A 24,009-nucleotide genomic window follows, 5' to 3' on the forward strand; every position below is an offset into this window, starting at 1 on the left:
TTTTTATTGGGAAAAATTACTCTGAATTATTTTGCCTTCAACCATTTCAGTTTTAGTTTGGAGTTTTTACTTTCCACAGGTTGCATCACCAACGTATCGCCGCTGAAATAAAATCTTCTTTCAGCGGTCAATCCAAATTCTGAAGGGTTTGAATGCGAAAGTTTATAATGGGAAACAATGCTGTCCTTTTCAGAAACCTTGTAATTTCCCATATAATAGTAAGATTTCGTGATATGTTTTAAAGCTTCCAAAGGAATGGAATCATTAAAATTTGGAAACTCAATTCCCGCTTTTTCATATCCCTTTTCATATAAATGAAGTGCTACGTGGCCTTTTTCGTCATAAAGCAAATAACCGTCCATTCCACCTTTGTAATCGCTCCAAGTATTTGAAACCGTATCGCGCACTTTCATACTTTCCAGTTTCCATAATCCTGAAAGATTATTGGTTTTTTTGGTTTCGGGATGGTTTTCACAGCCAATAAATAGTGTCAAAAAAATAAGTTGAAAAACGAAAAGTAAAAATTTCATCTAAAAAATATTTAAGAAAGCGGAAGATGGAATGCCCCAATTTACATGTTCGGTAGGTTTATAAATCGTTAATGGGTATTTTATAGAATTAATTTGAGAATAAAAGTAGCTCTTCGCCATCTTCATATTTATAGGTTCCTATCTCAGAAAGACCCAATTTTTTCAAAAGCTTTACTGACGAAGTATTTTCGGGTAGCGTTATGCCAACAACGGTTTGAAGCTTCAATTTTTCTGAAGCATATTTCATAACTGCCTGCGCCGATTCAAAAGCATATCCTTTGTTGCCAAACTCTGGCAAAAATGCGAAGCCAACATCTGGAAAATCCAGATTATCCCTTTTGTACAATCCCGAAGAACCAATGGGCGTTCCTTCTTCTTTTAAACTCACCAAATATGGCCCAAATCCATGCTTTTCATAACTGCTCAAGTAGTTTTTCTGCATATAGGCTTCAGCATCTTCTATAGTTTTAATATTTCTATCACCTATGTTTTTTAACCAGCCATCACTATTCATCAGTTTAAAAATAAAGGGAGCATCTTTTAACGTGTACTCTCTTAATTCAAGTCTTTCTGTCTGAATCATTTTTTAATTCTTAAAAAGCGGCAATCCAGCCATCATTTCGTTTACTTTTTCAGCAATGCTTTCAAGTTTGGCTTCGTCTGAATGATTCATAATTACTTCATCAATCAAATCCACAATTTTTTCCATATCCTTTTCAACCAAACCACGAGTAGTTACCGCCGCGGTTCCAATACGGATTCCGCTTGTTACAAAAGGCGATTTATCATCAAAAGGAACCATGTTTTTGTTTACCGTAATATCTGCTTTGCCCAATGCTTCTTCAGCCTCTTTTCCTGAAATGTTCTTGTTGCGAAGGTCAATAAGCATCATGTGATTATCGGTTCCTCCGGAAATAATATTGTAGTCTTTTTCAACAAATTTTTGCGCCATTACGGCTGCGTTTTTCTTCACTTGTACCATATAATGAAGAAAATCATCCGTCAAAGCTTCACCAAAAGCAATCGCTTTTGCGGCAATGATATGTTCCAATGGACCACCTTGGTTTCCGGGGAAAATTGCGCTGTCCAAAAGGCTGCTCATTTTTTTAAGACTTCCGTTTTTCAAAGTTTGGCCAAAAGGATTTTCAAAATCCTTCCCCATTAAAATCATTCCGCCTCGTGGACCGCGAAGAGTTTTATGGGTAGTTGTAGTAACAACGTGGCAATGCGGAAGCGGATCACCAATAATTCCTTTTGCAATCAATCCTGCGGGATGCGCAATATCCGCAAAAAGAATGGCGCCAACTTTATCTGCAATTTCTCTGAAACGCTTATAATCAATTTCCCTTGAATATGCTGAAGCGCCGGCTATAATCATTTTCGGTTTTTCCTTGATTGCAATTTCTTCTACTTTATCATAATCAATTCGCCCAGTTTCCTTATCAACTCCATAAAATACAGGGTTGTAAAGTCTTCCGGAAAAATTTACTGGTGAACCGTGTGTTAAATGCCCGCCGTGGGAAAGATCAAAACCCAAATATTTATCACCCGGTTTTAAGCAAGCCGAAAAAACTGCAGTGTTTGCTTGCGAACCACTATGTGGTTGCACGTTTGCATATTCTGCCCCGAACAAAGCTTTTGCACGGTCAATGGCAATTTGTTCCACTTCGTCCACCACTTCGCAGCCACCATAATAGCGTTTTCCTGGATAGCCTTCGGCATATTTATTAGTTAAAACGGAACCTGCTGCTTCCATTACTTGGTCACTAACAAAATTCTCTGAAGCTATTAGCTCCAGACCGTTCAATTGGCGTTGTTTTTCGTCTTCTATAAGTTCAAAAATTTGTTCGTCGCGTTGCATAGCAAAATGTTTATGGTTTAAGGTTTATAGTTTAAAAAAAATGGGATAATTGGACTATAAACCACAAACCCCAAACTACAAACCTTCTCGAAAGTTAATTAAATCCAAAAATAGTAATTCCATTCGGTAACTATCATGAAATATATATATTTGATGAAGAATTTTACTAACAAAACACTCGTTGTAAACAAAATTTTTAAAAAGAATTAATTCTCTGATTTTTAATATTTTGAATTTTTTTTACTTAGTTTTATTTACAATAACAAAAGAATTTTAACATGCCCATAACTGCCAACGACCCCAAACGTAAAACCTGGCTGGACATTGCGCCAGATACAGATTTCCCTATTCAGAATATACCTTTTGGCGTTTTCTTGACGCGCGATGATATAATAACCATTGGAACCCGTATTGGCGATTACGCCATAGATCTTGGTGCATTGCACCAATTGGGATATTTTCACGGTATTGAACTTACTGACGATATCTTTTTACAGGATACGTTGAACGATTTTATAAGCGACGGAAGAAAAACGTGGCGCTTGGTTCGAAATAGAATCGCAGATATTTTTGATGCGGAAAATCCAAAACTTCGCGATAATAAAGATCACAGAAAACATATACTTTTCACTTTGGATGAAGTGGAAATGCAGCTGCCCGTTCAGGTTGGCGATTATACCGATTTCTATTCAAGTAAAGAACACGCAACCAACGTGGGAACGATGTTCCGCGGAAAAGAAAATGCGTTGATGCCAAACTGGCTTCACATTCCAGTAGGCTATCACGGAAGAAGTTCATCAATAATCCCTAGCGGAATCAATGCGAGAAGACCTTGGGGACAAACTATGCCAGATGGAGCCACCGAACCTGTTTTTGGCCCTTCCAAATTGGTGGATTTTGAACTTGAAATGGCTTTTATTACTACAGACGCCAATGCACTGGGCGAACCAATTCCAGTGAATGAAGCTGAAGAATACATTTTTGGATTGGTGCTTTTCAATGACTGGAGTGCGCGCGATATCCAAAAGTGGGAATACGTGCCCCTTGGACCGTTTTTGGCGAAGAATTTTGCTTCGTCCATTTCGCCTTGGATTGTAACCTTGGACGCCCTGCAACCTTTCAAAGTTGAAGGCCCGAAACCCGAAATGGAGCAACTGCCCTATCTTCAATACAAAGGAAAGAAAAGCTACGATATAAATCTTGAAGTTTATATTGCTCCCGAAAAAGGAACGGAAACGAAAGTTTCTTCTTCAAACTTTAAATATATGTATTGGAATATGAGCCAGCAGTTGGCACATCACACCATTAACGGCTGTAACGTGAATAGTGGCGATATGATGGGAAGCGGAACAATTTCAGGTCCAACGCCAGATTCCTATGGTTCTATGTTGGAACTTACTTGGCGCGGAGAAAAACCCATTAAACTTTCTGATGGAACTGAACGAAAATTCATCAATGACAATGACACCGTAATTTTAAAAGGTTACTGTAAAAAAGATAATGTGCGGATTGGTTTCGGTGAATGCAGAACAAAACTTTTACCAGCCATCAAACAATAAAATTTGGCATTACTATTGTAATTTAGCCTTCATAACCAAATCAATTTCGGTATGAAGGCTTTTTACATCCTACTATTCACAGCACTTTTAAGCATTTCCTGCAATAGCGTTAAGCGCACCCAAAAATTTGTTTCACAGGGAAATTATGATGAAGCAATTGAGCTCGCAACAAAAAAACTTCAAAAAGATAAGGGTGCTAAGGAATATGATGCGCACATTCGGCTTTTGGAGGAAGCTTTTTTAAAAGCGAAAGATGAGGACACACGCCATATTGCTTTTCTGAAAAAGGAAAATAGCCCTGCCGGCGCTAAAGAAATTTACTATACCTATCTTGATCTTCAAGCACGCCAAGATTTAATTCGTCCTTTGCTTCCTCTTTACAGCAATGAAATGGGCCGAAATGCAAACTTCGTTTTTTCAGATTATTCAAACGATTTATTGGCCGCGAAAGATGCTTATGTAAAATCATTGTATCAAGAGGCTATTGTCTATATGCAACGCGACACAAAGCAGGATTACAGAAGCGCTTTCAATGTTTTATGTGAATTGGATGAAGTACAACCAAACTATAAGGACGTTTTTCAGTTGAAGGAAGATGCACATTTTCAAGGGACAGATTTTGTTTTTGTAACACTGAACAATCATACAGGTCAGTTTATACCTTTTCGTTTAGAGCAGGATTTGCTTGACTTCAACACCTACGGTTTAAATGATTTTTGGACTGAATACCATAGCAAACGTGAGAATGGAATCAATTATGATTTGGGCGTGGACCTCAACTTCCAAACCATACAAATTTCACCGGAACGTATTTCAGATAAACAATACAACCGCAAGCAGCGTATTCAAGATGGTTATGATTACAGACGTGACCGCGGTGGAAACATTGTTCGCGATAGTCTTGGAAACCCTATAAAAATTGAAAAATTTATTGACGTTTCTGCAACTGTTTATATTACCAATCAACAAAAAGCTGTGTTTGTTGGTGGTACGGTTGTTTATAAAGATTTAAATAAAAGGCAACAATTAAACAGTTTTCCCCTTTCTTCAGAATTTGTTTTTGAAAATGCTTTCGCAAAATATCGTGGTGATGAACGCGCGCTGACTGGTGAAGACAGAAGGCTTTTATCAAATTATTATATTCCCTTTCCCAACAACGAACAAATGGTATTTGATGCAGGAACCGATATTAAAGAAAGGTTTAAGCAGATACTGCAGGATAACTCCCTCTAAATTTTAAATAAATTTCTCCAAATGTGAAGCTTCAATAGAATGGTGTGAATCGTGGTGAACCACCACCCCATTTTTAATTACTATCATCTGCGGACTTTCGTGATGAACTTTAAATCGATTGGCAATTTCATTGGAAATATCGCGGTTTTGCAAAAGATCTAAATAATAAAGTTTCAGTTGCTCGTCTGTAAGACTGTAGTTTTTTTCAAGTAATTTCAAAACGCCACGGCTAATTCCACAACGAGTGGAATGTTTAAAGATAGCTACTGGTTTGTTTTTCGATTCCTCAACTATTTCATCCAACTGGTCCATTTTCCCCAAAACGTGCCATGGCACTTCCACTATTTCTTCTTTTGCAATGTCTCTCGGTGTTTTAAATATATCTAATAATCCCATGATTGTTCTTTTTTACAAAACTACAAGTTATAATAGCGGAATTTTCTAAAAGAAATGATAAAAAAGCTTCACGTTAAAACCGTCATAATGTCTGTTAAACAACGGAATTTAGCGGACATTTTGTCTTAATTTTATTGTGGCTTTGTATTTGAAAACAATACCCAAACAAACGAAAAACAAAAACATTTTACATATATGAACTTTAATAATTTTACAATAAAAAGCCAGGAAGCCATACAGCAAGCGCAACAGATTGCGCAGGGCTACGGCAACCAACAAATTGAAAACGAACACATCCTCAAGGCCATTTTTGAGGTAGATGAAAACGTAACGCCATTCATCTTAAAAAAACTTAACGTAAACCTAGTTACCCTAAAACAAATTCTGGATAAGCAGCTTGAAAGTTTTCCAAAAGTTTCGGGTGGTGATATTATGCTTTCGCGTGAAGCAAATAAAACTGTAATCGAAGCCAGCAATATTGCCAAAAAGATGGGCGATGAATATGTTTCCATAGAGCATCTTTTATTGGCTATTTTAAATTCAAAAAGCGCAATTGCCCAAAGTCTTAAAGACCAAGGCGTAACTGAAAAAGGAATGAAGGCCGCCATTCAAGAATTACGCGGAGGCGAAAATGTTACTTCACAAAGTGCTGAGGAAACCTATAATTCTTTAAACAAATACGCCAAAAATCTTAACCAACTTGCCCGCGACGGCAAACTCGACCCTGTGATTGGTCGTGATGAGGAAATTAGAAGAATTCTTCAAATCCTTTCCCGAAGGACCAAAAACAACCCGATGTTGGTTGGTGAACCCGGGACAGGTAAAACCGCCATTGCGGAAGGTTTGGCGCACAGAATTGTGGATGGTGATGTGCCCGAGAACCTAAAATCGAAAGAGATATATTCTTTGGATATGGGCGCACTGATTGCAGGAGCCAAATACAAAGGAGAATTTGAAGAGCGTCTAAAAGCCGTAATCAAAGAAGTTACTTCCAGTGAAGGAGACATCGTTCTTTTTATTGACGAAATCCACACCCTCGTTGGTGCCGGTGGCGGGCAGGGCGCTATGGATGCCGCCAATATTTTGAAACCCGCACTTGCGCGTGGTGAGCTGCGAGCCATTGGAGCTACTACTTTGGATGAATATCAAAAATATTTCGAAAAGGACAAAGCGCTTGAGCGCCGTTTCCAAAAGGTAATTGTTGATGAACCGGACACTGAAAGCGCCATTTCAATTCTTCGTGGAATCAAGGAAAAATATGAAACCCACCACAAAGTTCGTATTAAAGACGAAGCGATTATTGCTGCCGTTGAGCTTTCGGAAAGATATATCACTAATCGTTTTCTTCCAGATAAGGCAATTGATTTGATGGATGAAGCTGCTTCAAAATTAAGGATGGAAATCAACTCCAAGCCCGAAGAACTTGACGTTTTGGACAGAAAGATTATGCAGCTTGAAATTGAAATTGAAGCCATAAAACGTGAAAAAGACGAAACGAAGCTAAAATCGCTTCATTCGGAATTGGCTAATTTAAAAGAAGAACGCAACGAGCTGAACGCAAAATGGCAAAGTGAAAAAGAGGTTGTGGACAACGTGCAAAACCTAAAAACCCAGATAGAGGATTTTAAACTAGAAGCAGAACGCGCAGAGCGCGATGGCGATTTTGGAAAAGTAGCGGAGCTTCGCTACGGAAAAATTAAAGATGCACAAGCTGCTTTAAGCAAACTGGAAACCCAACTTGCAGAAAATGACGAAGGAACTTCTATGATTAAAGAAGAAGTAACTCGCGAAGACATTGCTGAAGTGGTTGCAAAATGGACTGGAATTCCTGTAACCAAAATGCTCCAAAGCGATCGTGAAAAACTGTTGACATTGGAAGATCACTTGCACAAACGTGTGGTTGGGCAAAACGAGGCTATTGTTGCGGTTAGTGACGCCATTCGCCGAAGCCGTGCGGGATTGCAGGATGAGAAAAAGCCTATTGGTAGCTTCCTATTCCTTGGGACAACAGGTGTAGGTAAAACCGAACTTGCAAAAGCTTTGGCCGAATACTTGTTTGACGATGAAAACGCAATGACGCGTATAGATATGAGCGAATATCAGGAACGCCACAGCGTGAGCCGTTTGGTGGGTGCGCCTCCGGGATATGTTGGTTATGAGGAAGGTGGACAGCTTACCGAAGCCGTTCGCCGCAAACCATATAGTGTGGTTTTATTAGACGAGATTGAAAAAGCACACCCAGATACGTTCAATATTTTGTTGCAGGTTTTGGACGAAGGCCGCTTAACGGACAACAAAGGGCGCTTGGCAGATTTCAAAAACACGATTATTATTATGACCAGTAATATGGGAAGTGATATAATCCAAGAGCGGTTTGATACCGTAAAAGACCCTGAAACCGCTATGGAAGGCGCCAAAATTGAAGTACTTGCCTTGTTGAAGCAAACCGTGCGCCCAGAGTTTTTGAACCGTATTGACGACATAATCATGTTTACGCCGCTTTCAAAACAAGACATTCACAAAATTGTGGAACTACAACTGAAAGGTGTTTCAAAAATGCTGTTGAAACAAAATATTGTTTTGGATGCTACGCCAGAAGCCATTAAGTATCTTTCTGAAAAAGGATTTGACCCTCAGTATGGTGCAAGACCCGTAAAAAGGGTGATTCAGCGTGAAGTATTAAATGAACTTTCCAAAGAAATTCTTGCCGGAAAAATAACTACGGACAGTATTATTTTGCTGGATAGCTTTAATGAAGCACTGGTGTTTCGGAACCAAGAAACAATTATAAATTAACAGTAAACAATAATCAATATCAAAAAAACCCTAAGCTTTTGCTTGGGGTTTTTAATTATCTGATTGAATGCTAGTTGAAAATTCTCAATAGTGAACTTTTCATCTCCTCATTTCTTCTTTTTAAACAAGTTTGCTTTTATACTCTTCCTTAATAAATTCTCCAACTTCCTTTTCTACCACTTTCATTTTTTTATGAAATACGAGATAATAAATAATTAATGGAATTAAAATACCCAGACCAACCATTAACAAAGTAAAGATCATTTGCCCAGCCATAGTTGGAAAGTTACCGTTAACAACAATTGAGTTTTTTTTTCGAATTACTAGGGCACCACAAGTTTTGGACTGTGCTACCACCAATATATCTTTATTCCGAGTTGTTACTTTATATTTTTTAGGAAATTGGGCCAATAACTTGAGTTGCAAGTCATCAATATCTATTGCGTTTTCTTGTGTATTTATTTTCATTTTGATTTTTATTTAAAAGGTTGGTAAATTGTTGCTGTATCTTAATTTGTCTTCTTTATTTTATGTTTAGGTTTGTTATCCCTTTAATTTTGGGGTCTTCAGACGTTCTTACAGTCATCGCTGTAGCAGTGTCGTTTCCCCACTTAACCTCACCGTTAAAGCTCAAAAAACGTTCTTTTGTATCGTTGTTTATCAATAATTCTACTCCCAAAAGTTTTACCGACTTAATCCCGGAACGTTCAATCTTCATTTTTTCTATAACAGATTCAAATTGTTCCTTTTCTCCTGGAACCCTATTTTTTTCTGCAATCAATTCATAAATTTCACTTGGCGTTCCGTTTAACAACAGCTCTCCCGCTTTTTGAAAATTTGTTGATAATGCAGCAATATTGCGTAGGGTTTCTACATCGTAAGTAGTATTGTAAATAGGGTCCTTTTGGGTTTTGTTTTCAAAAAGACTAACTTGTATTTGAGTATATTTAGAAACTTCTTCTTCGCTCAAATTAACGTAAAACAAAACTGCGGCGTAGGCTGCTAATTTTTTAGAGTCTTCTACGCCTATGTAAGGCCCACCTTTTAAGTATAGATTTATGTAGTTTTGATTCTTTTTTCCAACTTGGGAAGAAAATCCTTTTGTGGAAGTAACTTTGGCTCCATAATAATCGCCAATAATGCTGAATGCTTTTTCCTCTTGTTCAGTTGTACACGCTACTAATAATAGTGTGAAAAATGCTGTAATTAATTTTTTCATGGCTGCTGGTTTTAGTGTTGTTTTACAATTATTGCTGTTCAAAATGTTTTTGCAACAGAGAAAACATTCTGATAATGAGCACAATAAAAGTAACCGCTACTTCACTTTTTGAAGATTTTTTTTAGTGAATGCAATTATTTTTTTAGTGAATGTGGATAACCAGAGTTATGAGCGTTTTACTTTGCTCTTTGCCAATACTTTTATGAAGTGTTTAATGGAATTGTCTATGGCTTTAAAAATTGTCATTTAGTATAATGAAAAATAAGAATGCAAAAACCCCCAAGAATTAACTTGGGGGTTTTGTTTTTATTTGGGTGGGCAGGTGGTGCAAACGCACGGTAATTGGGATTTAATTTTTTTTGAATATACGGTAAGAATTATAAAAAAGAATCAAAGAAAAAATTGCCTGAAATATTATTAAACTATGAAAAATAGATTTCCAATTAATATCAGAAACAATGTCATTTATTCTCACCGTTGCGCCACTTGACAGAGCAGCAGTGTTTTTCAATGAAAAAGCAAAAGATATCAAAAAACTAATGAGTACAACAGATAATATTTGAAAAATAATTAAAATAATATTAGACGTTTTGTTTCTGTAATTTAATATAAATGACCTTATTTGATATATACAATAATACCCAATAATTAGGAGCGAAATAAAGACTTCTAAATTCCGAATTATAAAATACGTATCTTTAATATTAATATCAATTGTTCCATAATGTACTGGATTATCAATTGGAAAGAAAACATTTTTAACTATAACCATAAATAGATATACTCCTATAAACCAAGCAATTTCTATTAATACTTTTTTCAATTTTTTTTAAATTTTAAAATTAAGCACAACTATCAAATATATTACAAATTCCCATCTAACTTCTCCAATGCCCCACTAAACAGGCCTAATCAACTGGCAAGCATTCCGTTTCCACTGCAATGTGGCACGACTCATTCTCGTAATAAATTTATGTAAAACAAAAAAGCCCTGAAACATATTATGTACTGGGCTTTTCAAAATAATTTATTGGGAAATTACTCTATAATAATCCTTTTGGTAACCGAGCTATTATCTGAAGTTACCTTAACCAAATAAACCCCAGCCGCAATTTGCAGGTTTAGGGAAATGTTTTTTTCTGAATAATTATTCACAAAAACCTGTTGGCCCAAAGTATTGAATATCGCTACTTGTGCATCTGTACTGTTTGGAAGATTAATATTTACATTTCCTTTTGAAACGGTAGGGTATATATTGAAATCAAAAGCTGTTGCATCTGAAACTCCCAAAATAGTACATTCAATTACTGGTGGCTCAAAACCTATCGGGAATGTATTTTCAAAAGTTTGAATTCCATTTAATGGCCAAATGTCTCTGTTCAACATAATATTTCCAGGACCGATTAAACAAAATGTGGGATATGCACCAACACCGAAATTAGCATCAACTGGTCCACCACCGCCTTCGTTGCTTACTGCGGGTGCGTGATTAAAAGGACCTCCGTGATCTATTTCATATTGTATAACTCGTGCATTATTGTCGTCCCCATTATTAATGGAGATACAGAATACGTCTCCTTCATTACAGCCATACTTATCAAAAAATTCATTAAAAGTAGGCGCAGAATTTTGGCAAGGAACACAGTCAACGAAAAAGAAATCTAGATAAACATACTTTCCTTCTGCTATAAGAGAATACAAATTATACTCGTTGCCTTCAGTATCGGTTACGGTAAAATCATCTACCACATCGCCAACCTGATAATTTCCGGTTTGGGAATTTGCGAAAATGGTAAAGAACAATAGAATCAGTGTAATTTTTTTCATAATAGTTGGTTTTAAGGTTTGAATAGTACGAAGTTATGTATTTGTCTAATAAAAAGGGATTTATCCATAATAAATTTTTAAAAATTGGATAAAAAAGACCCCTCAAAATTTCACTATTGAAATTTTGAGGGGTCTCGGCTTCAAATAAAGCGGTAATTAAAGTTTAGATGAAAACTACCACTTGTCTATCTTTTCCTTCAATTTTTCTTTGGATTCACCCGTTTTTTCTTGAAGTCGACCAAGTAGCTCATCAGACTTACCTTCTGCATATTTTAAATCATCATCGGTAAGGTCTGCATATGCTTGTTTGAATTTTCCTTTCACTTGGTTCCATTTTCCTTTAAACTGATCTTCGTTCATAGCTTTTTTGTTTTAAATTAATTAATTCTTTTTCGTTTTATAAATTTACAACAGCTTGCAATCCATTTATAATAATGAAATATTAAAGATTCAGCGGTTTTAGTTATAACTTTGCCAATGTGTCTTAAAAAGTGTTATTTAAAAACAGAATTTACAATGAAACATTACATGCTATTATTGTTATTGCCGCTTTTCACTTTTTGTGGAAACCCAAACGAGGAAAAGAAAGAAACCTCCAAGGAGGAGAAAACTACCGAAACACCAGCCACCATTTCCCATCAAAACCAGCACGCTACCTATTACTTAATTCGCCATGCAGAAAAAGTGCGCACAAACCCAAACGATCCAGATCCAAGTTTGGAGATTAAAGGAATGATGCGCGCCAAGCGCTGGGCAGCCTATTTTGAACCTATTAAAATTGACCAGGTTTACGTAACAAAATACATTCGCACCAAGCAAACAGCCTCGTTGATTGCGCAGCAAAAACAGGTTTCACCAAAACACTACGATCCGAATACAGTCTATTCTGATGAATTTTTAAACAAAACCAATGGCAAAAGCGTTTTGATTGTGGGCCACAGCAATACCATTCCGCAATTGGTAAATCAACTAATTGGCGAAGAAAAATTTAAGGATATGGACGATACCGATAATTCTACACTTTTTAAAGTAACAATCAACGGCAACGACAAAAAAGTAGAAACCATAACTGTTGAGTAGTGATTAGGGATTATTTATTATTTATTCTTTCCCTATTATTAATTATTCATTAAACATTGCACATTCTTCATTATTCATTCTACTTTTGCAGTTATGGCAATCCAAAAAAACGTAAAAATAAAAAATCGCAAAGCTAAGTTTGAGTATGAAATTCTTGATACTTATACAGCTGGCATTGTTTTACGAGGTACTGAAATAAAAGCCATCCGCGAAGGAAAGGCCTCTATTGCAGAAAGTTTTTGCGAATTTAGCAACAATGAACTTTTCGTGATAAACATGACCGTTCAGGAATACAGCCACGCCACGCACTACAGCCACGCTCCCAAAAGCGAACGCAAACTTCTATTAAATCGCAGCGAACTTAAAAAGCTTGAAAAAGAAGTGAAAAATAGCGGACTCACCATAATTCCATTAGTGCTCTTTACAAACGATAAAGGCTTGGCAAAAGTAGATATCGCCCTTTGCCGAGGAAAAAAGGAATACGACAAGCGGGAGGTCATCAAAGAACGCGACTCCAAAAAGCAACTTAGCAGGATAAAGAAGGCTTTTAATAATTAATTCCGCACAGCGGAAGTCCTAACGCTTCTTTAACAAATTCAAAATCTTTTTATTAGTATTTTGCGTAAGTTAAAATGTCCCCTCGAGCGCAGTCGAGAGGCTTCTTGCTTATCACAATTAACAATCAAAAGGTCTCGACTGCGCTCGACCGGACACAGCTTCATGCGCTTTAAACTTATTCTTCTCCTTTTTTTTCTTTCAGCAAACATTTCTGCCCAGATAGTAGGGAAAGTAACCGATACCAAAGGCGAGCCCCTGCCCTACGTAAACATTTACCTTCAGAATAGTTACATTGGAACGACTACAAATGACGATGGAAATTATTCATTAACTGCTTCTGAAAGGAAGGACTATAAAATTACGTTTCAGTTTTTGGGCTATAAAACGCTCACCAAAACGGTTTCACCTACTTCATTTCCTTTTATTTTGAATGTTTCCCTTGAAGAAGAAACTACAAGTTTGGATGAAGTTGTTGTTAATACTTCCGAAGATCCCGCCTACCGCATCATCCGCAAAACCATTGCACAGCGAAAGGAAAACCTTGAAAAATTAAGCGAATACACAGCAGATTTCTACTCAAGAGGTCTTTGGCATGTAGAAAACGTACCCGAAAAAATTATGGGCCAAGAAGTGGGCGATTTTGACGGAATGCTTGATTCTACAAGAACTGGCATCATTTACCTTTCGGAAACTATTTCAGAAATTGCATACCAAAAACCGGATAAATTCACTGAAAAAATAATCGCCAGTAAAGTGAGCGGAAATGATAACGGTTTCAGTTTTAACAGTGCGCAAAGTGCAAATATTTCGTTTTATGAAAATACTGTTGAATTAAATGCCGCTTTGGTTTCGCCTATAGCAAATAATGCACTGAGCTATTACAACTATAAATTGGATGGCGTTTTTTACGAAGGCCCAAAACTTATCAATAAAATAAAGGTTATTCCAAAACGCCCGAACGACAGGGTTTGGCAAGGCTACGTTTATATTGTTGAAGACGATTGGGAGCTTTATGGTGTTGAGCTTTCAACCACCGGAGCGGCAATTCAGGTTCCGTTTGTGAGCAATTTAACGGTGAAACAGAATTATAAATACGACACCGGAAATGATTTTTGGGTAAAAATATCACAGACAGTAGATTTTGGTTTTGGCGCTTTTGGGGTTACGGGAGATGGCCGTTTTATAGCCGTTTATAGCAATTATGATTTTAAGCCGGAATTCACCAAAAAATCATTTACAAATGAAGTGCTTTCCTTTAAAGCCGAAGCCAACAAAAAAGACAGTCTCTTTTGGAAAGGCAACCGCCCCGTGCCGTTAACGGATGAAGAACTGAAAGATTATATTAAAAAAGATAGTATTCAAATACTTCGTCACTCAAAACCCTATTTGGATTCGATTGACGCAAAATCAAATAAGCCAGGTATTATGAGTTTGCTTGCGGGTTATACCTATAAAAATTCCTTTGAAAAATGGTCTGTGGGCTATGAAGGTCCGCTGAAAGGAATAAATTTCAACACCGTGCAAGGCTGGAACAGCAAGGCTGGACTGACGTTTTACAAATGGTATGACGACAACCAGACCAACACACTTTCTGCAGCCGTGCGTGCAGATTATGGCATTGCAGAGGACAGGCTTCGGTTTTCCGCGAATGTGGTCCGCAATTTTAATTGGACCGACAAACTGCGAATCTCCCTTTCAGGAGGAAGCGAGGTTGCCCAATTTAACGATACGGAACCTATTTCGCCGCTGATAAATACGTTTGCCACACTTTTCTTTGAACGAAATTATATGAAGCTGTACGAGCTTAATTTTGGGCGAATTGGTTATAGCCAAGAAATTTTTAATGGACTTCATCTTTATGCCGTCGTGGCTTATGAAAACCGTAAACCTCTTTTCAACAATACTGATTACGTAACCATTCCGTTTGACGATGTAAGTTATACCAGCAATAATCCTTTGGCTCCAAACGATTTCAACAATGCAGCAATTGCGGAACACAACATTGTGAAAAGCAAGCTTCGGGCGCGTATCAACTTCGCCCAAAAGTATTTTTCAAACCCAGATATGAAATTCAATATTGGCGTAGATAAATATCCAGAGTTGAATATTTCCGTGGAAAATGGCGCCGCAATTACTGAAAACCAGTACGATTATACGCAGTTTGAAGCGAGTTTAAATCAGTCTATTTCACTTGGGAATAAAGGACAATTTTACTACAATTTGAAAGGTGGAACCTTCGCAAACGGCGATGGAATTTCTTTTATTGATTACAAACATTTCAACGGAAACCAAACGAGGGTGGGCACTTCGCCAAACTACACCAATGTTTTTAACCTGATGCCCTATTACGATTTCAGTACCAACAAAAGTTATTTTGAAGGCCATGTGGAGCACGACTTCCGCGGATGGATTTTGGGGAAAATCCCCGGAATCAATCAACTGAACCTCAACTTGGTGGCCGGGGCACATTTTTTAAGTACCGAGGAAAGAAAACCATATTCCGAAATTTCCGTAGGTATAGATAACCTCGGCTTCGGAAAATTCAGGTTGTTGCGCGTAGATTATGTGCGTTCCTATTATAACGGCGGCAGTGACGGAGCCTTTATTTTCGGGCTGAAATTTTTGGATCTTTTGGGTATTTAATGTAAAAAACTATGAAAACTATATTGAAATTATTACTTGTCTTTTCACTCTTCACGAGTTGCATTCCGATGCAAAAAGTGCCGAAAGACGCAAAGATGACGGACTTTTTCCACTTTCAAAGAGCGAAAGATTACAATGCTTCAAAATGGGCCGTATTTCTTCCCGGCACTGGCGGTTTGCGGATTTTTAAAGATACAACGCATTATTATGACGTTGCTGAAAAACTAAATGCGGAAGGCATTTCGGTCTTGTTGGTTGATAATGTTGCAGCATACAAAGCTTCGAAAAGAGATGTTGTAGAAGAAGAACCCGCGCAAATTCTTTGGACGCTGGAAGAAGCGTTAAAATGGGCAAAACAGAATGGAGATATCGACCCAAATTCAGAAGGAAGTATCGTGGGTTGGTCGCGCGCTGGGTTGGGTTTAATTCCTTTGGCGAATGATGAAAATGAGCTAAAAAAACTTCGTATAAAATCAATTGCATTATTCTATCCTGCAAATGGTTATGAAATTCAACTTAAACCAAAAGTTCCAGTACTCGTTTTAACGGGTGGAAAGGACAGAATCGTAAAAGCGGACGATATTTTAAAGTACATGATCGCCGAAAACGCAACCATAAAAGTGTATGATGATGCATATCACGGATACGATGTAGCAAGTTTGAAAAAAGGAAAATATTACAGATATATTCCTTTCATCAGCAAAAAGCATTATCTTTTGAAATATGACGAAGAAGCCGCGAAAGACTCTTTTGAGCAATTGATTAAATTTTTAAAGAAATAAAAATGCCTAGAATAGAATTGGAAACGATAATTAAGGCCGAAAAAAATATCGTTTTTGATCTATCGCGAAGCATTGATTTACACAAAATATCCACAAAACACACGAAAGAAGAGGCTATCTCGGGCAAAACAAGCGGCCTCATTGGCTTGAACGAATCGGTAACTTGGCGAGCAAAACATTTGGGTTTTTACCAAGAGCTTACCTCAAAAATTACTGAATTTGAACCCCCAAACTATTTCGCAGACGAAATGGTAAATGGCGTTTTTAAAAGCTTTAAACACGAACATCATTTCAAGCAAATTCAGAAGGGAACTTTAATGACAGATATCTTTACATACGTCTCTCCACTTGGATTTCTTGGACATTTTGCAGATAAACTATTTTTAAAAAGTTATATGGAAAAGTTACTTTTGAAACGAAATGAAATCGTCAAAACATTTGCGGAAACCAATAAATGGAAAGAAATATTATGAATAAAGCAATACCATTCCCGATAATAATTACTGAGCGTTTAAATCTTAGAAAAGTTGTGCCTTCGGATGTAGACAGGGTTTATTATTTACGTTCAGATAAGGAAATCAACAAATACATAAAGAGGGCGCCGCAAACACGTGAAATGGCAATTGCACATATTCAATTATTAGACGACAACTTAAAAACTGACAAAGCCATTGCTTGGGGAATCACAACCAAAGAATCTGATGTTTTGATTGGTTCGATTTGTCTATGGAATTTTTCTGAAGACAAAAAAACTGCCGAAGTAGGTTACGACCTCGATCCTGAATTTCAAGGCAAGGGAATTATGAGCGAAGCGCTAAAAGCCGTCTTGAATTTTGGATTCAACCAAAGAGGTTTTAAAACCATCGAAGCTTATACAGATTATAGGAATTTACCTTCAAAAAAGCTATTAAAACACCATGGATTTATTCCAAGTGAGGATAAAAAAGATACTGATAACCAAGACAATGAAGTGTTTTATATAAACCGTTAGTTTTTATCTTCTAAAAGTGGTACAAAACGAAACTCACCGTACTCCTCTTTCTCAAATTCAGTGTCAGATTTACGTGAAAAAACGGTCATAACCTGAATATTTTCACCTACGGGAATTACTAATTTTCCGCCAACTTTCAATTGCGCCAATAACGGATTTGGAACAAAAGGCGCTCCAGCGGTTACAATAATTCCATCAAAAGGAGCTTCACTTTCTAACCCAATATAACCATCGCCAAAAACCATTCGTTTTGGTTTATAACCAAGTTTGGGAAGAAAAAGTTTTGTCTTTTTGAAAAGTTCGTTTTGTCTTTCAATAGTGAAAAGTGTTGCCCCTATTTCTAAAAGCACCGCAGCCTGGTAACCACTCCCCGTTCCTATTTCAAGAATTTTATCGCCTTTTTTCACTTCTAAAAGTTCTGTTTGTCGAGCTACTGTATAAGGTTGCGAAATTGTTTGGTCCGCCGCAATAGGAAATGCTTTATCAACATAGGCATGACCCACAAATCCAGAATCCATAAAAAGATGCCGCGGAATTTTGCCAATGGCCTGTAAAACATTTTTATCGGCTATCCCTTTCTTTATAAGGGTTTCAACCAATTTTTTACGCATTCCTTGGTGGGTAAATGTATCTTTCACGAGTTAATAATTTTGAACGACAAAGTAACCAATTTTGTTCTCAAAGCGCAATTTACATTTCGATAAATATGTATCAATAACTTATCAACTCTAAACCTATAAACTTTTAAACTTTCCTCCGAAACCATTACATTTGTGAAAAACACACGCCAATGCTAAAAGCGGGAGTTCTGGGTGCTGGGCACTTAGGAAAAATACACTTGAAATTGCTGCAACAATCCACAAAATATGAACTTGTGGGTTTCTATGACGCCAGCGAAGATGCTTCGGAAAAAATAGAAGCCGAATTCGGTTACAAAAGTTTTCCATCTATGGAAAGCCTTATAAATGCTAGTGAAATGGTTGTTGTTGTAACACCCACTAGTAAACATTTTGAATGTGCCGAAAAAGTAATCAAGGCAGGAAAACATCTTTTTATTGAAAAACCAATCACGCAGACCGTAGCGGAAGCTGAGCAGATTCGGGATTTGGCTAAACAGCAAAAAGTTCGCGGCCAAGTTGGTCAGGTTGAACGTTTTAACCCAGCCTTTATGGCTATTAAGGATAAAATAAGCAACCCGATGTTTATTGAAACGCACCGCCTTTCAGAGTTTAATCCGCGCGGAACGGACGTTTCTGTGGTTTTAGATTTGATGATCCACGACATTGATGCTATTTTAAGCGTTGTTAAAAGCCCCGTAAAAGCTGTGAGCGCAAGCGGAGTCTCGGTAATTAGTGAAACCCCAGATATTGCAAATGCCCGAATTGAATTTGAAAACGGTTGCGTGGCAAATCTTACCGCAAGTAGAATTTCACTTAAGAAAATGCGAAAAGCACGTTTCTTTCAACGCGACGCCTATATTTCTGTAGACTTTCTGGAGAAGAAATGTGAAGTTGTAAAAATGAAGGACGCCCCAAAAGAAATAGATGATTTTGCGATGGTTTTAACAAATGCTGAAGGCATCAAAAAACAGATTTATTTCGAAAACCCAAAGATTGAAAACAACAATGCCATCCTTGATGAACTAGAGAGTTTTCACGAAGCCATAAAAGCTGATAGAACGCCCGAAGTTTCCCTACAACAAGGAACCGAGGCATTGCGGGTAGCAATGTTGATTATTGAAAATTTTAAAAAAATATAACTAAATAAAATTTCATTTTAATGAAAAACGTAGCAGTAATAGGCGCAGGAACCATGGGCAACGGAATAGCCCACACTTTCGCACAATATGATTATAAAGTACAATTGATTGATGTTCACCAAGCATCACTCGACAAAGGAATAGCGACAATCACCAAAAATTTGGACAGAATGGTTGCCAAGGAAACCATTTCAGAAGAAGATAAAAACCGTACGCTAAAAAACATTACAACTTTCACCAGTCTTGAAGAAGGCGTGGAATATGCCAGCCTTGTTGTTGAGGCTGCAACTGAAAATGTAGATTTGAAGTTGAAGATTTTCCGTGACTTGGATAAGTTTTGTCCGGACGATACTATTCTTGCCAGTAACACCTCCTCTATTTCCATCACGCAGATTGCTTCGGTAACTTCACGCCCGGGAATGGTCATTGGGATGCACTTTATGAATCCCGTGCCGATTATGAAATTGGTTGAAATCATTAAAGGTTACAGCACTAGCGAAGAAACTTTTAAAACCGTGGAAGAGCTTTCAAAAAAACTGAACAAAGTTCCAGTGGAAGTAAATGATTATCCAGGATTTGTAGCAAACCGTATATTAATGCCAATGATAAATGAGGCTGTTGAAACGCTTTATAATGGCGTAGCTGGCGTGAAGGAGATTGATACCGTAATGATGCTAGGTATGGCACACCCAATGGGTCCGTTGGCTTTAGCAGATTTTATTGGCTTGGACGTTTGTCTTTCTATTTTGAAAGTGATGTATGAAGGATTTAAGAATCCGAAATACGCTCCGTGCCCATTGTTGGTTAATATGGTAATGGCAGGAAAGTTGGGCGCTAAAAGCGGTGAAGGTTTTTATGATTACAGCAAAAACAGAAAGGCAGAAGATGTTTCGAAAATGTTTCAATAATTCATTTATATGATTGAAACCAAGAAATTTTCGCTGTCAAAAAAGCTTTTTTTCAATATTATTTTAAAGACACGAATAAAGAAAAGTTGGTGGCTTTATTCGTTGCTTATTTTAATTGGGCTTGTCCATCTGTATTTATATATAAAAACAACGAATACTTCCAGTCTTGTATGGGTAATTGTTTGTTTATCATATCCCATATTAATTTATATAATGCTTTACAGATATGCCTATTCAAAAAATCAAGAAATATTTCTTTCAGAAAGAAAGTTGTTTTTTGATTCGGAAATAATCAAAATTGATGAAACGGAAGGGAGCACAAGTGAAATTCCTTATAAAAAAATTGTTTCTGTAAAGAATTTAAATGAATATTGGATGTTATATTTAAATAAAGATCATTACTTCTATATTCCTAAAAATATCTTCTACACAAAAGAAGATCTAGAAAGATTTGAAGAATATATAAATAGATAAAGTTGGCAAAAATTATCCCCTTTAAAGCTGTCCGCCCTACCCGGGACAAAGTGAGCCTGCTCGCTGCACGCTCTTATGACAGTTATACTGCAGCGCAGGTGGAATCACGTTTGCGGGACAATCCCTTTTCATTTTTGCATATTGTGAATCCTGGATATAAATACCAGAAGGAAATTTCGGGAGTAGAACGCTACGGATTGGTCAGAAATCGCTATCAGGAATTTAAGGAGGACGAAATTTTTATGCAGGACGAAAAGCCTTCATTCTATATTTATAAAATCGTGAACCGGGATGGGCTGGAATTCAACGGCATTGTAGCTGCTGCAAGTGTCCAGGATTATGAAGATGATGTTATAAAAAAACACGAAGACACGCTTGAGTTTCGTGAAATAATATTTAAGGAATATTTAAAAACCGTAGGCTTTAACGCCGAAGCCGTGCTCCTCACCTATCCAGACAATCACGAATTGGAGGCAACCATAGATTTTGTGATGCAAAGCCGTCCTGAATACGAGTTCACGACCACCTACCGCGACACACACTATGTTTGGAACGTTGACGATGAAATGCTGCTAAAGAAAATTCAAGAAATTTATAGCGAAATACCAGCGCTCTATATTGCCGATGGCCACCATCGTTCTGCTTCGTCCTATTTGTTGGCAAAAGATTTAAAGGAAGAGAATCCTCATCATACTGGCGATGAGGCTTATAATTTTTTTATGAGCTACCTCATTCCCGAAAGTGATTTGAAAATATATGAGTTCAACCGATTGGTGAAAGATTTGAACGGTTTGCAAAAAGAGGAATTTTTAATAAAGCTGGATGAGTATTTCAGAATAGAAAATCGCGGAATGGAATATTACAAACCTTCCAAAAAGCACCATTTCAGTATGTATTTGGATGGCGAGTTTTATTCGCTTTACCTTCGGAAGAGCAAATACGAAATTAATAATGCCCTCGATGCACTGGACACGCAGATTTTGTTTGTTACTATTTTGAAACCGTTGCTCGGGATTGAAGATTTACGAAACGATCAACGCATAGAGTATTCCCACGGGAAAAAAGATTTGGCCTACGTAAAAACAGTTGTAGATTCAGGTGCTTTCGCCGTTGGTTTCGGTTTATTGCCCGTGACCACACAAGAAATGAAAATGATTGCTGACGAAGGTTTAAAAATGCCCCCAAAAAGCACTTATATTGAACCGAAACTTAGAAGCGGCGTTACTATTTATGAATTCTGAATAAGAGGAAAGAGAAAAGAATAAAGAGATGAGTATTTCAGAAAATTTAAAAAAATTCAATAAAGAATTGCCTAATAACGTTACGTTGGTAGCGGTTTCCAAAACAAAACCAGTTAGTGATTTGATGGAAGCCTACAATGCTGGGCAACGCATTTTTGGGGAGAACAAAATTCAGGAAATGGAGTCTAAATGGCAGGAAATGCCAAAAGATGTGGAATGGCATATGATTGGCCACGTACAGCGCAACAAAGTGAAATATATGGCGCCTTTTGTGAATTTAATCCATGCGGTGGACAGTTTGAAGCTTTTAAAAGAAATCAATAAAGAGGCAGAAAAAAATGAACGAACCATCGCGTGTTTGCTTCAAATAAAAATTGCGGAAGAAGACAGCAAATTTGGGATGGACAAAGCAGATGCCGCAACACTTCTTTCATCGGAAGAGCTAAAAAAACTTCAAAATGTAAAAATTGTTGGTCTGATGGGAATGGCAACCTTTACGGATGATGAAAAACAAATTTCGGATGAATTTCAGAAATTGAAGAAAATATATGACCAATTCAGAATTATGAATTCAGAATTAAAAATTCTCAGTATGGGAATGAGCGGCGATTATAAGATTGCAATGGAAAACGGAAGCAATATGGTGCGTGTGGGAAGTGCAATTTTTGGCGAACGAAACTATCAATAAACAATGTTCAATGCTCAATGTTCAATGCTCAATGTTCAATGCTCATTTAAACTAACTATAAACAACAAACTGAAGAAGTGTACGCAATTTTAGACATAGAAACCACTGGCGGGAAGTATAATGAGGAAGGCATTACCGAAATTGCAATTTATAAGTTTGATGGCCACAATATTGTGGACCAATTTTCAAGTTTGGTTAACCCCGAAAAACCTATTCAGCCTTTTGTTGTAAACCTTACGGGCATTAACAATGAAATGCTTCGGCACGCACCAAAGTTTTATGAAGTGGCAAAACGCATCATTGAAATTACAGATGGCTGCATTATGGTCGCCCACAACGCACTTTTTGATAATAGAATTCTCACTACGGAATTTGATCGTTTGGGCTATCAATTTGAAAAGGAAACTCTTTGTACGGTTGAACTTGCAAAAAAATTGATTCCGGATATGCCCTCTTACAGTTTGGGAAAATTGGTCCGTTCATTGGGCATTCCGCTGAGCGACCGCCACCGTGCACAAGGTGATGCAAAAGCAACCGTGGCACTTTTCAAAATGTTATTGGCGAAAGATTCTTCAAAAGAAATAATTACGGAAACGCTACGCAAGGAGTCAAAACAAAAATTGGAGCCAAAATTATTAGATATAATTGAAAAAACTCCTTCGGAAACCGGCGTGTATTACATGCATAACGAGGTTGGAAACGTAATTTATTTAGGGAAAAGCAAAAACATAAAAAAAAGGTTGACGCAACATTTCACCAGCGATAATAGGAAGTCCAAAAAAATTCAGCTGGAAGTGAAATCGGTTACCTTTGAAAAAACGGGCAGCGAATTGATTGCGCTTTTAAAGGAATCGGAAGAAATTAAACAAACCAAACCTTTATTTAATAAAGGTTTGCGACGAACTCTTTTCAGCCATCAACTCACTTCTTTTGTGGATGAAAATGGATACATAAATTTGAAAATTGAAAAAGCCGATGCTAGAAAAAAAGCAATCACAACTTTTAGCAATTACCAACAGGCAAAATCAACACTTTTCAAAATAACTGAGGAAAACCAGCTTTGTCAAAAGCTTACAGGACTTTACACTAGCTCAAAACATTGCTTCAATTATACCATAAAAGAATGCTATGGGGCGTGCATAAACAAGGAACCGGCTACAGAATATAACAATCGCGTAAAAGCATTTTTGGAAAAGTACAGTTACGAAAACCAAAATATGCTCATTATAGACCGCGGAAGGGAAATTGACGAACGCTCCGTAATATTAATTGAAAATGGAGTTTACAAAGGTTATGGATTTTACAATTTGAACTATCAAATCAACAATCCCGAGATTTTAAAATCAATCATTATTCCAATGCAAAACAATCGGGACGCGCAGCACATCATTCAAAGTTATTTACGAAGAAATAAAGTGCTGAAGACAGTAAACCTTTCTACCAATACAGTTAATTAGCGGAAAG

At 37.2% G+C, this 24,009-nt stretch carries 25 protein-coding genes; 15 read left to right on the plus strand and 10 right to left on the minus strand.

Annotated elements, in window-relative coordinates; translation table 11 throughout:
- Positions 1-26 precede the first annotated feature (26 nt).
- From A7A78_RS02500 to glyA, 3 genes are all read right to left on the minus strand, one after another.
- Complete coding sequence (locus A7A78_RS02500; protein WP_068760839.1) at positions 27-530, minus strand: lipocalin-like domain-containing protein; 504 nt, start codon at positions 528-530, stop codon at positions 27-29.
- A gap of 88 nt (positions 531-618) precedes the next feature.
- Positions 619-1,113, minus strand: a complete 495-nt coding sequence (locus tag A7A78_RS02505) for a GNAT family N-acetyltransferase (protein WP_068760840.1) — start codon at positions 1,111-1,113, stop codon at positions 619-621.
- Positions 1,114-1,116: 3 nt separating this feature from the next.
- Positions 1,117-2,391: a serine hydroxymethyltransferase gene (glyA, locus tag A7A78_RS02510; RefSeq protein ID WP_068760841.1), complete on the minus strand. Its 1,275-nt coding sequence runs from the start codon at positions 2,389-2,391 to the stop codon at positions 1,117-1,119.
- A gap of 278 nt (positions 2,392-2,669) precedes the next feature.
- On the opposite strand from glyA, the gene fahA reads away from it, so the two are divergent.
- Both fahA and A7A78_RS02520 read left to right on the plus strand, forming a co-directional pair.
- The gene (fahA, locus tag A7A78_RS02515; RefSeq protein ID WP_068760842.1) at positions 2,670-3,950 is read left to right on the plus strand and encodes a fumarylacetoacetase; all 1,281 of its coding nucleotides are present in this window, start codon (positions 2,670-2,672) and stop codon (positions 3,948-3,950) included.
- A gap of 51 nt (positions 3,951-4,001) precedes the next feature.
- Positions 4,002-5,183 (plus strand): hypothetical protein, encoded by a 1,182-nt coding sequence (locus A7A78_RS02520; RefSeq protein ID WP_068760843.1) that lies wholly within the window; start codon positions 4,002-4,004, stop codon positions 5,181-5,183.
- 3 nt (positions 5,184-5,186) lie between these two features.
- Here the strand turns inward: A7A78_RS02520 and ytxJ are convergent, their stop codons facing one another.
- Positions 5,187-5,579, minus strand: coding sequence for a bacillithiol system redox-active protein YtxJ (gene ytxJ, locus A7A78_RS02525; RefSeq protein WP_068760844.1), 393 nt, complete (start codon positions 5,577-5,579; stop codon positions 5,187-5,189).
- A gap of 195 nt (positions 5,580-5,774) precedes the next feature.
- Between ytxJ and clpB the strand changes: the two genes are divergently transcribed.
- Positions 5,775-8,375, plus strand: a complete 2,601-nt coding sequence (clpB, locus tag A7A78_RS02530) for an ATP-dependent chaperone ClpB (protein ID WP_068760845.1) — start codon at positions 5,775-5,777, stop codon at positions 8,373-8,375.
- Positions 8,376-8,495: 120 nt separating this feature from the next.
- Here the strand turns inward: clpB and A7A78_RS02535 are convergent, their stop codons facing one another.
- The 5 genes from A7A78_RS02535 to A7A78_RS02555 form a co-directional block, all read right to left on the minus strand.
- Positions 8,496-8,843 carry a hypothetical protein gene (locus A7A78_RS02535; RefSeq protein ID WP_068760846.1) on the minus strand — a complete coding sequence of 116 codons (348 nt, stop codon included), beginning with the start codon at positions 8,841-8,843 and terminating at the stop codon, positions 8,496-8,498.
- A 55-nt stretch (positions 8,844-8,898) separates the two neighbouring features.
- On the minus strand, positions 8,899-9,594 hold the full coding sequence (locus tag A7A78_RS02540; RefSeq protein WP_068760847.1) for a hypothetical protein: 696 nt from the start codon (positions 9,592-9,594) through the stop codon (positions 8,899-8,901).
- 349 nt (positions 9,595-9,943) lie between these two features.
- Positions 9,944-10,417, minus strand: a complete 474-nt coding sequence (locus A7A78_RS02545) for a hypothetical protein (RefSeq protein WP_068760848.1) — start codon at positions 10,415-10,417, stop codon at positions 9,944-9,946.
- A gap of 215 nt (positions 10,418-10,632) precedes the next feature.
- Entirely contained in the window at positions 10,633-11,421 is a 789-nt protein-coding gene (locus tag A7A78_RS02550) for a T9SS type A sorting domain-containing protein (RefSeq protein WP_068760849.1), read from the minus strand.
- Positions 11,422-11,595: 174 nt separating this feature from the next.
- On the minus strand, positions 11,596-11,781 hold the full coding sequence (locus A7A78_RS02555) for a CsbD family protein (protein WP_068760850.1): 186 nt from the start codon (positions 11,779-11,781) through the stop codon (positions 11,596-11,598).
- A gap of 156 nt (positions 11,782-11,937) precedes the next feature.
- Between A7A78_RS02555 and A7A78_RS02560 the strand changes: the two genes are divergently transcribed.
- From A7A78_RS02560 to A7A78_RS02585, 6 genes are all read left to right on the plus strand, one after another.
- Positions 11,938-12,501: a SixA phosphatase family protein gene (locus A7A78_RS02560; protein ID WP_068760903.1), complete on the plus strand. Its 564-nt coding sequence runs from the start codon at positions 11,938-11,940 to the stop codon at positions 12,499-12,501.
- Between the two features lie 93 nt (positions 12,502-12,594).
- The gene (gene smpB, locus A7A78_RS02565) at positions 12,595-13,059 is read left to right on the plus strand and encodes an SsrA-binding protein SmpB (protein WP_068760851.1); all 465 of its coding nucleotides are present in this window, start codon (positions 12,595-12,597) and stop codon (positions 13,057-13,059) included.
- A 162-nt stretch (positions 13,060-13,221) separates the two neighbouring features.
- Positions 13,222-15,702 (plus strand): DUF5686 and carboxypeptidase regulatory-like domain-containing protein, encoded by a 2,481-nt coding sequence (locus A7A78_RS02570; protein ID WP_068760852.1) that lies wholly within the window; start codon positions 13,222-13,224, stop codon positions 15,700-15,702.
- 11 nt (positions 15,703-15,713) lie between these two features.
- The gene (locus tag A7A78_RS02575) at positions 15,714-16,484 is read left to right on the plus strand and encodes a dienelactone hydrolase family protein (protein ID WP_094746002.1); all 771 of its coding nucleotides are present in this window, start codon (positions 15,714-15,716) and stop codon (positions 16,482-16,484) included.
- A gap of 2 nt (positions 16,485-16,486) precedes the next feature.
- Complete coding sequence (locus A7A78_RS02580; protein ID WP_068760854.1) at positions 16,487-16,957, plus strand: SRPBCC family protein; 471 nt, start codon at positions 16,487-16,489, stop codon at positions 16,955-16,957.
- Positions 16,954-17,475 (plus strand): GNAT family N-acetyltransferase, encoded by a 522-nt coding sequence (locus tag A7A78_RS02585; RefSeq protein WP_068760904.1) that lies wholly within the window; start codon positions 16,954-16,956, stop codon positions 17,473-17,475. Before A7A78_RS02580 ends, A7A78_RS02585 begins: the two co-directional genes overlap by 4 nt.
- Here A7A78_RS02585 and A7A78_RS02590 read toward each other — a convergent pair.
- Positions 17,472-18,113: a protein-L-isoaspartate(D-aspartate) O-methyltransferase gene (locus A7A78_RS02590; protein ID WP_068760855.1), complete on the minus strand. Its 642-nt coding sequence runs from the start codon at positions 18,111-18,113 to the stop codon at positions 17,472-17,474. The two genes, A7A78_RS02585 and A7A78_RS02590, sit on opposite strands and share 4 nt — an antisense overlap.
- 152 nt (positions 18,114-18,265) lie before the next feature.
- On the opposite strand from A7A78_RS02590, the gene A7A78_RS02595 reads away from it, so the two are divergent.
- The 6 genes from A7A78_RS02595 (at position 18,266) to A7A78_RS02620 (ending at position 24,002) form a co-directional block, all read left to right on the plus strand.
- Positions 18,266-19,234 (plus strand): Gfo/Idh/MocA family protein, encoded by a 969-nt coding sequence (locus A7A78_RS02595; RefSeq protein ID WP_068760856.1) that lies wholly within the window; start codon positions 18,266-18,268, stop codon positions 19,232-19,234.
- Positions 19,235-19,254: 20 nt separating this feature from the next.
- Positions 19,255-20,142 carry a 3-hydroxybutyryl-CoA dehydrogenase gene (locus A7A78_RS02600; protein WP_068760857.1) on the plus strand — a complete coding sequence of 296 codons (888 nt, stop codon included), beginning with the start codon at positions 19,255-19,257 and terminating at the stop codon, positions 20,140-20,142.
- 213 nt (positions 20,143-20,355) lie between these two features.
- Positions 20,356-20,616 carry a YcxB family protein gene (locus tag A7A78_RS15060; protein WP_165593537.1) on the plus strand — a complete coding sequence of 87 codons (261 nt, stop codon included), beginning with the start codon at positions 20,356-20,358 and terminating at the stop codon, positions 20,614-20,616.
- Between the two features lie 2 nt (positions 20,617-20,618).
- Positions 20,619-21,857, plus strand: coding sequence for a DUF1015 domain-containing protein (locus tag A7A78_RS02610; protein WP_068760859.1), 1,239 nt, complete (start codon positions 20,619-20,621; stop codon positions 21,855-21,857).
- Between the two features lie 28 nt (positions 21,858-21,885).
- Positions 21,886-22,545 (plus strand): YggS family pyridoxal phosphate-dependent enzyme, encoded by a 660-nt coding sequence (locus A7A78_RS02615; RefSeq protein ID WP_068760860.1) that lies wholly within the window; start codon positions 21,886-21,888, stop codon positions 22,543-22,545.
- A gap of 77 nt (positions 22,546-22,622) precedes the next feature.
- Positions 22,623-24,002 (plus strand): 3'-5' exonuclease family protein, encoded by a 1,380-nt coding sequence (locus A7A78_RS02620; protein ID WP_068760861.1) that lies wholly within the window; start codon positions 22,623-22,625, stop codon positions 24,000-24,002.
- Positions 24,003-24,009 lie beyond the last annotated feature (7 nt).

This window comes from Aequorivita soesokkakensis, from assembly GCF_001641085.1.
Lineage (GTDB): Bacteria > Bacteroidota > Bacteroidia > Flavobacteriales > Flavobacteriaceae > Aequorivita > Aequorivita soesokkakensis.